The following is a 12,555-nucleotide window of genomic DNA, read 5'->3' on the forward strand; positions in this document are numbered from 1 at the left end:
CCGTGTGTAACGGTTTATAGTTCTTTAAAATCTATCATCAAGTTAACATGCTATCCGCCAAATACGTTGGCGGATTTTGATTTTATAGTTTATTTAATTGGATCTAACCAACCGTATTTATCTTCAGTATTACCATTAAATAAGCCAAAAAATGCTTGTTGAATTTGTTTGGTAATTGGACCACAACGACCAATACCAATTTGAATGCGGTCAACACTGCGCACAGGTGTGATTTCGGCAGCAGTACCTGTCATAAAGACTTCGTCGGCTAGATAAAGTGATTCACGTGATAGTATTTGTTCGCGAACTTCAATACCAATATCGCGTGCTAGCGTTAATACTGCATCGCGCGTAATACCTGGTAGCGCTGAAGACGATAAAACAGGCGTATATAAAATACCGTCTTTAATAATAAATAGATTTTCGCCAGCCCCCTCAGATAAGTGACCATGCACATCTAATGCAATACCTTCTTGGAAGCCATTAGCGCGCGCTTCTGAGCCGATTAATAATGATGATAAATAGTTACCACCTGCTTTAGCAGCAGCTGGAATGGTATTTGATGCAACACGATTCCAAGAAGATACCATAGCATCAATACCTTGATCTAATGCTTCTTCACCTAAATAGGCGCCCCATGGAAATGCGGCAATCATAACATCAGTTTTATAGCCAGCAGGTGGATTAACGCCCATGCCTACATCACCAATAAACACGAGAGGGCGAATGTAAGCGCTTTCTAAATTGTTTTTCTTGATGACTTGGCGAGTCGCTTCCATGATTTCTTCAAGTGAATAAGGAACAGGAAAACGATAAATTTTGGCTGAATTTAATAATCTTTGTGCGTGTTCTTTATGACGAAATATTGCAGGTCCTTTATGTGTATTATAACAACGAACACCTTCAAATACTGATGTGCCATAATGTAAGGCATGCGACATAACGTGCACTTTGGCATCTGCCCATGGAACCATCTCACCATTTAACCAAATATAATCAGATTTTGTTGTCGAACTCATTGTGTTTTCCTCTTCAATTTTACTATTTGCTAAGCATGTATTTTGCTTTAGGTATTTTTGCTTTAACGGTCAAGCATTATACTATACTTTTTTGTTTATTTAACGGCTAAAATATTTGTTTGATTTATTTAACTATCTATTTAATAATAAGTTATTTTTAATGGCTTTTATTCAATTGCTATTACATCCTCTAATTTTTCGACTTGCTTTTGTAATGTGGAAAGCCATCTTTCAGTTGTTAGAGTGATGGTTAGAATCAATAAATTGTTTTCAATAGTTTGCATTTGCATTGATGTAATGTGCCCACCACGATGACGGAGCACCCGTAATATACGTTCAAGCGAGCCCAATTTGTCATAAGCTTTTATGGTCAATTGATGTTGCATCTGTTCGTTCATCACTTACTCCTTACCACTTTTATCTAACATGTTTTCGTTAGCCGCTCCTGGCGGTACTAAAGGCCATACGTTTTCTAATTCATCTATGCATACATGCAAAAGGTAAGCACCAGTTGAATTGAACAAGTTATCAAGCGCTGTATTGATTTGTGATTTTTTACTGATACTTTGCCCCGGTATGTCAAACGCTTTGGCTAACATTAAAAAGTCTGGGTTGTCTGATAAATTGGTTTCGCTATATCTTTCGTTAAAAAATAACTCTTGCCACTGGCGAACCATGCCTAAGCGTTGATTATCAATTAATACAATTTTTATTGGTAATTTTTTACGTTTAATCGTGGTTAATTCTTGGACATTCATCATAAAAGATCCATCACCTGATACGCAAATCACACAATCAGTTGGCCTTGCCATTTGTGCGCCAACTGCTGCAGGTAAACCAAAGCCCATTGTGCCAAGCCCACTTGATGTAATAAAGTTTTGTGGATGATTAAAACGCATATGCTGGGCTGTCCACATTTGGTGTTGCCCAACATCTGTTGTGATAATGGTGTTGGCCAATTTGCGTTCCGAAATCATTTTTAATAATGTTGGGGCGTAAATAGCCTCACCAGGATGATCGTAACGAGTTGGGTGTTGAGCTTTTAGTTCTTCAATCTTTTGGTGCCAAGCTTGTATCGATACGCTTTGATTAAGCAATGGTAATACCTGCTTTATGTCCCCTTGTAATCCTAAGTGACTTTGGCGTAATTTATTGATTTCGGCTTGATCAATATCGATATGAAGCACTTTAGCATATCGCGCAAATTCATTAAGATTACCAGTCACCCTGTCATCAAATCGAACGCCTAAAGCAATTAATAAATCGCACTCTTGCACCGCTAAGTTCGCCGCTTTGGCTCCGTGCATACCAATTAATCCTAAATAATAAGGGTTATTTATATCTGCAACGCCAAGTCCTTTTAGGGTTGATACACTTGGGATTTGTGTGAATGTCATAAAGTCTCTTAGCTCAGATATTGCACCAGACAGCCCAACCCCGCCACCAATGTAAAGTATTGGCTTTTTGGCTTGGGCAATCATTTCTTTAGCGTGTTTTATATCACTAGGCCTGATTGGGTAGAGTTGAGTCTTATCTTGAGTGGTTTTTAATGAGGATGGTGTTAAATATTGTTGATAGTCAAGGTTGGCAAGCTGTATATCTTTGGGAATATCAATCAATATTGGCCCAGGTCTGCCTGAACAGGCTAAATTAAACGCCTGTTCTAAGGTATTTGGTAAGTCTTTGGCGTCGTCAATTAAGTAACTGTGCTTGGTACAAGCTAGCGATAATCCTAAAACATCGACTTCTTGAAAGGCATCGGTGCCAATTAACTTGGTCGGTACTTGCCCTGTTATAGCAACAACAGGAACTGAATCAATTAAGGCATCAGCAAGACCTGTAATGATGTTAGTTGCACCAGGCCCTGATGTAGCGATGCAAACCCCGATTTTTCCAGTTGCACGCGCATAGCCAATGGCGGCCATAGCGGCTCCTTGCTCATGCCGACACAGCACATGCTCAATGCCGCCATCATAAAGTGCATCGTAAAGAGGCATAATTTGTCCACCAGGATACCCAAAAACGGTGGTTACGCCTTTTTCTTTTAAGGTTTTTACTATCCACTGTGTTCCTAACATTTATTCCTCACTTGTGCTTTTTTTGTTCAATTGTTATTCATAAAAAAACCCCCGCTTTTGGAGAGCGGGGGTTTTTGAGTTATGTACGAACATATTTTTAATTCAAAAAACGCCCCCGCGTTGGAATAATGACCACGCTGACAATAATAATGTTGATGAGGACGAGTTTGAGTGAAAATTTCATAATGTTGTATAATTAACTTTTTTGTCATTTTTAAAAACTATTTCTAACAAAATACTCGTTTTAAAAAAAAGTGCAACAGTTTTTTTTAGCTTTTGTAATATGATTTGTAATATGAAATGAAGAATTGATAAAAAAGTTTCAATATTGAAAACAGCGATAGAGTAAAAGTGCTAAAAACATTTTCTTGATGGTGTTAACTATTGCTACGATATTAATTATAATAAAACCGTTATAATTTAATTTAAATCAATTGGTTATTAATGAAAATAATTTGCTGTACTAAGCCTGTTATCACTAGCTTAATATATCGTAATTTGCTACACTTAATCAGGTGCAAGATTATGCAGCATTTATGGCTTTGGTATTATTGCTTTTATTGACTCCACCAAGCCAATCATGGAAAGTCACCTTTTATTATTTAGTCGCCTAAAATTTTTATTCATTTAGTTTTTATGCATTTAGTTTAAAAGTTTGAGGCAATGATATTGAGAAATACTATTAAGCTTTAAGAAATAAATATTCTAATTTTTTATTATCGGTAAATATAATTTATTGAATTAGTTAGGTATTTTAAAGATTAAAATATGCTTAGCAATAGGATTTTGTGATCATTAATTAATTTTATTTAAGTTATATTGAATTTGTTTTCAAATACATGGTTAACTTAGGAGAAAATTATGAGCAAACACATCTATAATCCACTTACCAAATATCATCATACTAATTTCCCAAAACAAACACAGACTGCTCCCGCTTTACAGTGCGAAATGACCCCAACTCCAGATTGTGGTGAAAAAAGTTATCAAGGTCACGGGCGCCTAGAGGGACGTAAGATACTTGTTACTGGTGGCGATTCAGGTATTGGCCGTGCAGCAGCAATTGCTTATGCTAAAGAGGGCGCTGATGTGGCAATAAACTACCTTCCAATTGAGCAAAAAGATGCAGAAGAAGTCGCCAAAGTTATTCAAGCATCTGGACGTAAAGCGGTGCTAATTCCTGGTGATTTAAGCGATGAAGCTTTTTGCAAAAAATTAGTTGATGAAGCGCACCATCAATTAGGTGGATTAGATAATTTAACTTTGGTTGCGGGTAAGCAAACTGCGGTTGAAGATATTATGGATCTCACAACTGAGCAAATTAAGAAAACCTTTGAAATTAATGTGTTTTCACTTTTTTGGGTTACTAAAGCGGCGTTGGGTTATTTAAAACCAGGTTCAACAATTATTACTACTTCGTCTGTTCAAGCTTATCAGCCGAGTGGTAATTTATTAGATTATGCCGCCACCAAAACGGCCATTATCGCTTTTACTCGTGGTTTAGCTAAGCAATTAGCGCATAAGGGCATTCGTGTGAATAGCGTGGCACCAGGGCCTGTTTGGACTCCATTACAAATTTGTGGTGGTCAACCAAGTGATGTCATTCCTGAATTTGGTCAACAAACTCCATTACAAAGAGCAGGTCAGCCAGTTGAACTTGCTGGTGTTTATGTACATTTAGCATCAGAAGAGTCCAGTTATACCACTGGCGAAACCTATGGCGTTACAGGTGGTATGCATATTAATTAATTGATATTTTTTACTGCAAAAGGGCGGATTTAAGTCCTTTTGCTGTTTATGCTATGATATAATTTATGATTTAAAATCAACAGGCTATGATGTATAAAATCATTATAGTCACAATATAAAAATAGAAAACCAAAAGGGCAATAAAATGAAACTTTTAAAAGTGATTACGTTAGCAATGTTAGGCTTTTTTTTAGTTAATTGTGATAATTCAAAATCAACAACTGATGATATTAAACAAAAAAGTGAGCAAACAGGCTCAGAAATGAGTGATAAGGCAGAGCAATTAGGCAGTGAAATGAGTGATAAAGCTGGGCAATTAGGTAGTGAAATTAGTGATAAAGCTAGTAAATTAGGCTCGCAAATTGAAGAGAAAGCTGAACAATTAAGCTCACAAGTTAGTGATAAGGCCAGTCAATTAGGTGCAAAAGTCAGCGAGCAAGTTAAGCAAGTTAGTTCAGCTGTTAGTGATAAAGCTCAAGATTTGTATGAACAAACAAAATCTGAAAAGGATGATATGCTTAATAAGGTAAGAGAAGGTCATTATGGCGTTGCTCAAGATTTAATGCTTAAAGCGATCAAAACAAAATTACCGGCCACAATGGATTCAAGTACTACTTTAGTTGATGTATCAGCTGAGAATAATACTATTAATTATAAATATAATGTGAATAATATCACTAAAGATGCATTACAAAATGAAAGCACTCAAAAAGAGGTAAAAAACAACTTGATTGAGTTTTATTGTGGTGATAGTGCAAGTATGAAAACACTACGATTAGTCTTTCCACGAGGCGCTAACCATAATTACTATATCAATAATGATAAAGTTTTTTCAGTGGATGTAAAACCAAGTGATTGTGAAGATGATTAAATAGACTTTGATTAAATAAAAAATAGTAAAAATTGACTAATCACAAAAGGGCTAATCAAGCCCTTTTTAACGTTCTTCACTAATTTCAAGATAATTCAGGGTATAGCAAAAACAGCGCGCTAACAGGCGGCTATAGGCAGAGTTGAAAAGCAGTATTATCTTAATGTTAATAACGTATTTATAGCGTTTATAGCGACGAGCACAGTCTAATATTTTGACAAGAATCAATCACTCAAAAAAGTGAGTATTATGGATGATATGAGCAACTATCAATAATCGCATTTTGTAGTCATGCATGGGAGAGTTCATCTGTTGCGTTATATCTGCTTGTATCGATTTATTATTTAATTTATTTTTAGGATAAAAAAATCCAGTAATTTGATACTGGATTTGTAGTTGTTTTATTGTTTTTTATAAGTTAATCGGTTAATCAACTGGGTAAAAATCATTTGTAACACCGCTGTTATCGTCACTTTCGTGATCGTGGCTACTTGATCCTGGTATTGCTCTAGAGCGTTCGATAGGCACATAACTACCGCTTGGCGTTTCAACTTGGCATTCACCCAAAAAGATAGAATATTTGGTGTTGGCATGCATGCTTTCACCTCTAAAATAGCAGTGAGTTGCATTGTATAAATCAGTTCGGCAAAGCACAGCAATGATTAACCAAACAATGAGTACAGCTAAAGATACCCATTTTAATTGTTTCCATATTAAGGACCAAAATCCAATTCCTCTAAAACGGCAGTAGCCTAAAATAAGTAATAGCGTTGCAATAAATCCTAAAAATTCGTATAACCAAAATAGCCACATAGTTGTCTCCCCACACTTTAGTGTGGTTGTTATTTTATACTAACTTTTCTTATACATCTATACACTTGCAATGATGTTTATTGTTACATCCACGATCCGTTACGGATGATACCAACAGCAAGTCCTTCAATGGCAAAGTTTTGTTGTTCTAAATCAACTTCAATTGGTGAAAACTCTTCATTTTCGGCAATTAAACGGACATGCTTACCTTTGCAAGATAAACGTTTAACGGTGACTTCGTCATCAATGCGAGCAACAACGATTTGACCATTTTTAACGTCTTGAGTTTTGTGTACTGCTAATAAGTCACCATCTAATATTCCGATATCTTTCATTGACATGCCATGCACTCTTAATAAAAAGTCGGCATGAGGTTTAAACAGTGAAGGATCGACTTGGTAATGGCTTTCGATATGCTCTTGCGCTAGTATTGGTGATCCTGCGGCAACTTGACCAATAAGCGGTAAACCTTCAAAATCATTTTGTTCAACAGGAGTTTCAAGCAAAAGGCGGATACCTCGTGAAGATCCTGCAATCATTTCAATAGCTCCTTTTTTAGCTAAAGCTTTAAGGTGTTCTTCGGCCGCATTAGCGGATCGAAACCCTAATTTTTTGGCGATTTCGGCACGCGTTGGTGGCATACCTGTGGTTTGAATGTTGTCTTTTATTAGATCATAAATTTGTTGCTGACGTGCGGTTAGTGGCCTCATTATTTTTTCCTGTTTTTATATACAGATACATGTAATTATATACAGCTAGTGATATAAAACAACTGTTTTATTTAATTTATTTTATAATCGTGGATAAATTTTTCGAATTATAGCTATTATGTACTATTTGGATGAATAGTTTTGTTAGCTGAATTATTAACTCAAGCTTATGGTTTGAGTTACATAATCAATCTACTTGTATGCTATAATAACTTAATATTTTTGTTGGATTGGAATTGACTTTATGCCTTATGTTGTTGCTTTAAGTGGCGGTATTGCCAGTGGTAAAAGTACTATTGCCAATTTGTTTGCCAAATTAGGTGTGCCTATTATCGATGCAGACATTATTGCAAGGCAAGTTGTGCAAGTTGGTAGCGATGCGCTTAACCAAATTGTTAAGCACTTTAGCCAAGAAATTTTGCTTGCCAATGGCGAACTCGATCGCAGTCAGTTACGCGAGATTATTTTTAATAATGATCATGAACGCCTTTGGCTTAATCATTTACTGCACCCCATAATTCAACAAGAAACACAAAAACAAATTGCTAGGCAAAATTCAACATATGTTATTTGGGTTGTACCACTATTGATTGAAAACAATTTACACACATTAGCAGATCGCGTATTAATAATCGATGCCCCGATCTCGTTACAATTGGCGCGATTAATAGAAAGGGATAATATTAGTCAATCACTAGCTGAAAAGATGATACGATCGCAAGTATCTTTGCAAAAACGCTTATCTTATGCTGATGATATCATTGTTAATGATGATAATTTTACGTCGCTAACTGCGCAAGTTGATCAATTGCATCAACAATATTTACATAACTTTAATGGTAAGATTTAGATAGATGAATGACATTATTTTTGAACATCCATTAAACGAAAAAATGCGTACTTGGCTCCGTATCGAATTTTTATTAAATCAATTAAATACACATTGCCATTTTGATCAGAATAATGCATTACTTTTTTTTCATGCATTGTCCGAACTGTTAGAAATTATTGAGCGTAATGATGTTAAAGGCGATTTGACTAAAGAGCTTGAATCGCAAAAACAAAAGTTAACTTTGTGGCTAACTTTTGATTGTGTTGATCATGATCTCATTAATGAATTGATCCGCCAGTTTGATGGTTTTTCAGCTCAATTTAATGAGATAGGACGCTTGGGACAGCCATTAAGAGATGATCGTTTTATTACTGCTATTCGCCAACGTTTGATGATCCCAGGTGGGTGTTGTAGTTTTGATTTGCCTTCGTTTCACTTATGGCTCAATATTTCACAAGAAAAGCGCGATATTCAAGTTAAAAGTTGGCTAGAGCACTTGTCAACGCTGGATAAATCTCTAACATACTATATGCAACTAATTAGGCAAATGGGCGAATTTAAGCGATTTGTTTGTTTTAACAATTTTTTTCAAGAAACTAATGGTGATGTAAACTTGGTTCGGATTCGAGTTTCGTCAGATAAAAATGTGTATCCACAAGTATCAGGTCATATGTCGCGCTTTAGTATTCGTTTTTTATCGCTAGATGTTTGTGATAACGTCAATACCGATAAGCTTGAATTTGAATTAGCTTGCTGTTAGTACTTTAAATACTGATTACTGAAAAGAAAGAGTCGAAATGAATAAAAATACAGCTATATTTGTTAATTGCCCAACTTGTCAAAAAAAAGTGGAATGGAATAATGATAGTCTTTATCGTCCATTTTGCAGTAAACGCTGCCAACTTATTGATTTAGGCGATTGGGCAACTGAAGCGCACCGCATCTCCGATAAAGATAGCACTGACCAAGATCTCTGGAGTGAAGAAGATCTTACTGATTTTGCAGGTAGACATTAATGAAGATCCTAGGCATTGAAACCTCGTGCGATGAAACAGGCATCGCCATTTATGATGATATTCATGGTTTGATTGCAAACCAACTTTATTCTCAAGTTAAATTACATGCTGATTATGGTGGCGTTGTGCCTGAGCTTGCTTCACGCGATCATATACGTAAAACAGTGCCGTTAATTCAAGCCGCATTAAAAGAAGCACATTTAGATTCAGCTGATATCGATGGTGTCGCTTATACTGCGGGTCCTGGTTTGATCGGCGCTTTGATGGTTGGTGCATCAATTGGGCGATCGCTTGCTTATGCATGGAATGTGCCAGCTATTGCAGTGCATCACATGGAAGGGCATTTGCTTGCACCAATGCTTGAAGATAACCCACCTGAATTTCCATTTGTTGCCTTATTAGTTTCTGGCGGGCATACACAGCTTATTAGCGTTACAGGTATTGGTCAATATGAACTTATTGGTGAATCCATTGATGATGCTGCTGGTGAAGCTTTTGATAAAACAGCTAAATTACTCGGGTTGGATTATCCTGGTGGCGCAAAATTGTCAAAGTTAGCCCAACAAGGCAATGCGTCACGTTTTTCGTTTCCTCGCCCAATGACGGATAGACCAGGGCTTGATTTTAGCTTTTCGGGGCTAAAAACTGCGGCGGCTAATACCATTTATCAGCATAGCACAGAGGGCAATGAGCTTGACAGCCAAACTAAAGCGGATATTGCGCGAGCCTTTGAAGATGCTTTAGTTGATACTTTATTAATTAAATCACGTCGAGCGCTTGATCAAACGGGCTTTAACCGTTTAGTCATTGCTGGTGGTGTTAGTGCTAATAATACCTTACGTGATAAATTAACTCAGTTGATGCAACAGCGTAAAGGTCAGGTTTATTACCCAAGACTTGAGTTTTGTACCGATAATGGCGCTATGATTGCCTATGCCGGTATGATTCATTTAAAAGCGAAGCAGTATTCCGATTTGGCCATTAATGTTAGACCAAGGTGGCCACTTAACGAGCTTAGTGTAGTTAATGAATAATTGTGGTTTTAATTTTATTGATAAAGCAATAAAAAGCGGGAATAAGTTCCCGCTTTTTAGCATAAATAATCAGTTTACTTATTGTTAATTTGCTGTATTTGGCTCGATGATTATTCTGTTTTTTCCGAATTAGTATTTTCAACGCCTGTTTTTTCTTCAGCGAGTTTTCTGATGTTATTGTTGATGCTAAATAATACACAAAGTAATTCAAAACCAATACGAGTCGAAATAAATCCTACAACAAAAGTAATGATACCGGTGAAAAACGCAATTATTCCTGCGGAAGCGCTATAGGGAAATATAGCAAAGCTACCTATTATTATGCTTAATGCACTAAAGCCAACAAGCACTAAAGCAATCCAATATACGATAGTGATAAATACAGGTGTCATCATTTTATCAAAGAAAAAAAAGTCTTTGATGGAAAGATCTTTAAAATTTATTTTTTTGTTCATTTTATTTCCTTATTGAAAGGGAGATTAATTTTTGACTTCTATTTTTTCTAATTTGCGTATACAGTTATAAGCCTTTAAAGCTGTAAAGCGTGATTATTGTAACATGAAATTATTTTGAGATTAATTATGAAAACTTATATTCCTGGAAAAGATGCTGCACTTGAAGATTCAATTAACTATTTTCAGCAACAATTAGCAAAATATGATTTAGATGTAAAAGAAGCTTCTTGGCTTAATCCTGTACCGAATGTATGGTCAGTGCATATTCAAAATACAAAGTGCCCCTTGTGCTTTGCTAATGGTAAAGGTGCAAGCAAAAAAGCGGCGTTAGCATCGGCTTTGGGTGAGTATTTTGAGCGGTTATCTACTAATTACTTTTTTTCCGATTTTTATTTAGGAAAACAAGTAGCAAATGCTGATTTTGTGCATTATCCAACCGAAAAATGGTTTACCATTCCTGAGGATAATTCCTTACCTAAAGGATTATTAACCCCAAACTTGCTGAAGTTTTATGATCCGGATAATGAACTATGTGCAACCGATTTAATCGATTTACAATCAAGTCATGGCGAGCGGGGTATTTGTGCGTTACCATTTGAGCAACAATCCGATAAGCAAACGGTTTATGTGCCAGTTAATTTAATTGCTAATTTATATGCATCTAACGGTATGTCAGCGGGCAATACTCGAAATGAAGCACGCGTGCAGGGGTTATCAGAAATTTTTGAACGTTATACCAAAAACAAAATCATAGCCGAAGCAATTAGCTTACCTCTAATTCCAACCGAAGTGATTAACCGGTACCCAGCTGTTTTGGCAGCCATTAGCGCACTTGAAAGTGAAGGTTTTCCGCTTTATTGCTTTGACGCCTCATTGGGTGGTGAATTTCCCGTGATTTGTGTTGTGTTATTTAATCCGCAAAATGGAACGTGTTATGCGTCATTTGGTGCACATCCAAATTTTGGAGTTGCCTTTGAACGAACCGTCACCGAGCTATTACAAGGGCGCAGTTTAAAAGATCTTGATGTGTTTTCTCCGCCAAGTTTTGATAATGATGAGATAGCGGATCTTAGTAATTTAGAAACGCACTTTATCGATTCAAGTGGCTTGATTTCATGGGATCTATTTAAAGAGCAAGCCGATTATGAATTTGTAGATTGGGATTTTTCGGGTACCACAGATCAAGAGTTCACTAATTTAATGTCTATTTTCCAGCGCCACAATACAGAAGTACTCATCATGGACTATGAGCATCTGGGCGTTTATGCTTGTCGTATTTTAGCTGTTGGCATGTCCGAAATTTACCCGCCGGAAGATCTGTTACTTGCCAATAGCAACATGGCAATTGGTCTACGCGATCTTATTTTGTCATTACCTCATAAGAAATTTAGCACAAAACAGTATTTGGCAATGATTGAACAGCTTGATGATGAAGGTCTGGATGATTATGCGCGTGTTCGTGAATTACTGGGCATTGCAACCGGTAGCGATAATGCTTGGTTAACATTGCGAATTGGCGAATTAAAGGCGATGCTGGCCTTGGCGGGTAAAGATTTAGATCAAGCACAACAATGGATTGACTGGACGATTGAAATGAATGCTTCGATATTTACACCAGCACGTAATCATGCCTATCGTTGCTTGCAAACACTGGTTAATTTTATGATTGAACGTGATCCTCAAGCATTTACTCAATACCAAAATGCATTTAGCAAAATGTATGGCAAAGATTGTGTTGATGAAATGTGGCAATATGCCAATGGTGAAAAAACATTTTTTGGCTTGGCGGATTTTGCCTCAGTCGATGAACTAGCCAATAACAATTTAGAGCAGTTTGCAATGCATCAAAAGTTGTTAGCCGTGTATCATAAATTACATCAAGCGATGCTATAGCATCGCTATTAAAACTCCACCGAATCAATTCGGTGGAATAGTTAAATTTATCTGTTTATTTGTCTAACTCGCTGATTTAACTAAA

General features: G+C 36.5%; 13 protein-coding genes. 7 read left to right on the forward strand and 6 right to left on the reverse strand.

The features are described from left to right. Positions 1–89: 89 nt before the first annotated feature. From A9G47_RS11150 to ilvG, 3 genes are all read right to left on the reverse strand, one after another. Positions 90–1,019 (reverse strand): branched-chain amino acid transaminase, encoded by a 930-nt coding sequence (locus A9G47_RS11150; protein ID WP_065566704.1) that lies wholly within the window; start codon positions 1,017–1,019, stop codon positions 90–92. Positions 1,020–1,186: 167 nt separating this feature from the next. Then, positions 1,187–1,417, reverse strand: coding sequence for an acetolactate synthase 2 small subunit (gene ilvM, locus A9G47_RS11155; protein WP_081297880.1), 231 nt, complete (start codon positions 1,415–1,417; stop codon positions 1,187–1,189). 3 nt (positions 1,418–1,420) lie between these two features. Continuing rightward, positions 1,421–3,097 carry an acetolactate synthase 2 catalytic subunit gene (gene ilvG / locus A9G47_RS11160; RefSeq protein ID WP_065580606.1) on the reverse strand — a complete coding sequence of 559 codons (1,677 nt, stop codon included), beginning with the start codon at positions 3,095–3,097 and terminating at the stop codon, positions 1,421–1,423. A gap of 861 nt (positions 3,098–3,958) precedes the next feature. Here ilvG and A9G47_RS11165 point away from each other — a divergent pair. Together A9G47_RS11165 and A9G47_RS11170 are read left to right on the forward strand one after the other, a co-directional pair. Further along, complete coding sequence (locus tag A9G47_RS11165; protein ID WP_065566702.1) at positions 3,959–4,846, forward strand: SDR family oxidoreductase; 888 nt, start codon at positions 3,959–3,961, stop codon at positions 4,844–4,846. Between the two features lie 145 nt (positions 4,847–4,991). After that, positions 4,992–5,717: a hypothetical protein gene (locus A9G47_RS11170; protein WP_065566701.1), complete on the forward strand. Its 726-nt coding sequence runs from the start codon at positions 4,992–4,994 to the stop codon at positions 5,715–5,717. A 426-nt stretch (positions 5,718–6,143) separates the two neighbouring features. Here A9G47_RS11170 and A9G47_RS11175 read toward each other — a convergent pair whose 3' ends face one another. Both A9G47_RS11175 and lexA read right to left on the reverse strand, forming a co-directional pair. Beyond that, positions 6,144–6,530, reverse strand: a complete 387-nt coding sequence (locus tag A9G47_RS11175) for a hypothetical protein (protein ID WP_065566700.1) — start codon at positions 6,528–6,530, stop codon at positions 6,144–6,146. Between the two features lie 83 nt (positions 6,531–6,613). Next, positions 6,614–7,240: a transcriptional repressor LexA gene (gene lexA, locus A9G47_RS11180; RefSeq protein ID WP_065580603.1), complete on the reverse strand. Its 627-nt coding sequence runs from the start codon at positions 7,238–7,240 to the stop codon at positions 6,614–6,616. A 244-nt stretch (positions 7,241–7,484) separates the two neighbouring features. Between lexA and coaE the strand changes: the two genes are divergently transcribed. From coaE to tsaD, 4 genes are read left to right on the forward strand one after another with little or no spacing between them, the layout of a single operon-like run. Continuing rightward, positions 7,485–8,090: a dephospho-CoA kinase gene (gene coaE / locus A9G47_RS11185; RefSeq protein ID WP_065566698.1), complete on the forward strand. Its 606-nt coding sequence runs from the start codon at positions 7,485–7,487 to the stop codon at positions 8,088–8,090. A 4-nt stretch (positions 8,091–8,094) separates the two neighbouring features. Further along, positions 8,095–8,832: a cell division protein ZapD gene (locus tag A9G47_RS11190; RefSeq protein WP_065642897.1), complete on the forward strand. Its 738-nt coding sequence runs from the start codon at positions 8,095–8,097 to the stop codon at positions 8,830–8,832. Positions 8,833–8,869: 37 nt separating this feature from the next. Continuing rightward, entirely contained in the window at positions 8,870–9,088 is a 219-nt protein-coding gene (yacG, locus tag A9G47_RS11195) for a DNA gyrase inhibitor YacG (RefSeq protein WP_065566696.1), read from the forward strand. After that, positions 9,088–10,122, forward strand: coding sequence for a tRNA (adenosine(37)-N6)-threonylcarbamoyltransferase complex transferase subunit TsaD (gene tsaD / locus A9G47_RS11200; protein WP_065566695.1), 1,035 nt, complete (start codon positions 9,088–9,090; stop codon positions 10,120–10,122). Before yacG ends, tsaD begins: the two co-directional genes overlap by 1 nt. A gap of 110 nt (positions 10,123–10,232) precedes the next feature. On the opposite strand, the gene A9G47_RS11205 is transcribed toward tsaD, so the two are convergent. Then, positions 10,233–10,577: a DUF4282 domain-containing protein gene (locus A9G47_RS11205; protein ID WP_081303641.1), complete on the reverse strand. Its 345-nt coding sequence runs from the start codon at positions 10,575–10,577 to the stop codon at positions 10,233–10,235. 123 nt (positions 10,578–10,700) lie between these two features. Between A9G47_RS11205 and ycaO the strand changes: the two genes are divergently transcribed. Further along, positions 10,701–12,470, forward strand: a complete 1,770-nt coding sequence (ycaO, locus tag A9G47_RS11210) for a 30S ribosomal protein S12 methylthiotransferase accessory factor YcaO (protein ID WP_065642928.1) — start codon at positions 10,701–10,703, stop codon at positions 12,468–12,470. Positions 12,471–12,555: the final 85 nt, after the last annotated feature.

It is taken from the genome of Gilliamella sp. WF3-4 (assembly GCF_001690275.1).
Classification (GTDB): Bacteria; Pseudomonadota; Gammaproteobacteria; order Enterobacterales; family Orbaceae; genus Gilliamella; species Gilliamella apicola_C.

Excerpts from the sequence above, each read along its gene's own strand:
- A9G47_RS11150 (WP_065566704.1), bottom strand. The coding sequence starts at position 1,019 with ATGAGTTCGACAACAAAATCTGATTATATTTGGTTAAATGGTGAGATG.
- ilvM (WP_081297880.1), bottom strand. The coding sequence starts at position 1,417 with ATGAACGAACAGATGCAACATCAATTGACCATAAAAGCTTATGACAAA.
- ilvG (WP_065580606.1), bottom strand. The coding sequence starts at position 3,097 with ATGTTAGGAACACAGTGGATAGTAAAAACCTTAAAAGAAAAAGGCGTA.
- A9G47_RS11165 (WP_065566702.1), top strand. The coding sequence starts at position 3,959 with ATGAGCAAACACATCTATAATCCACTTACCAAATATCATCATACTAAT.
- A9G47_RS11170 (WP_065566701.1), top strand. The coding sequence starts at position 4,992 with ATGAAACTTTTAAAAGTGATTACGTTAGCAATGTTAGGCTTTTTTTTA.
- A9G47_RS11175 (WP_065566700.1), bottom strand. The coding sequence starts at position 6,530 with ATGTGGCTATTTTGGTTATACGAATTTTTAGGATTTATTGCAACGCTA.
- lexA (WP_065580603.1), bottom strand. The coding sequence starts at position 7,240 with ATGAGGCCACTAACCGCACGTCAGCAACAAATTTATGATCTAATAAAA.
- coaE (WP_065566698.1), top strand. The coding sequence starts at position 7,485 with ATGCCTTATGTTGTTGCTTTAAGTGGCGGTATTGCCAGTGGTAAAAGT.
- A9G47_RS11190 (WP_065642897.1), top strand. The coding sequence starts at position 8,095 with ATGAATGACATTATTTTTGAACATCCATTAAACGAAAAAATGCGTACT.
- yacG (WP_065566696.1), top strand. The coding sequence starts at position 8,870 with ATGAATAAAAATACAGCTATATTTGTTAATTGCCCAACTTGTCAAAAA.
- tsaD (WP_065566695.1), top strand. The coding sequence starts at position 9,088 with ATGAAGATCCTAGGCATTGAAACCTCGTGCGATGAAACAGGCATCGCC.
- A9G47_RS11205 (WP_081303641.1), bottom strand. The coding sequence starts at position 10,577 with ATGAACAAAAAAATAAATTTTAAAGATCTTTCCATCAAAGACTTTTTT.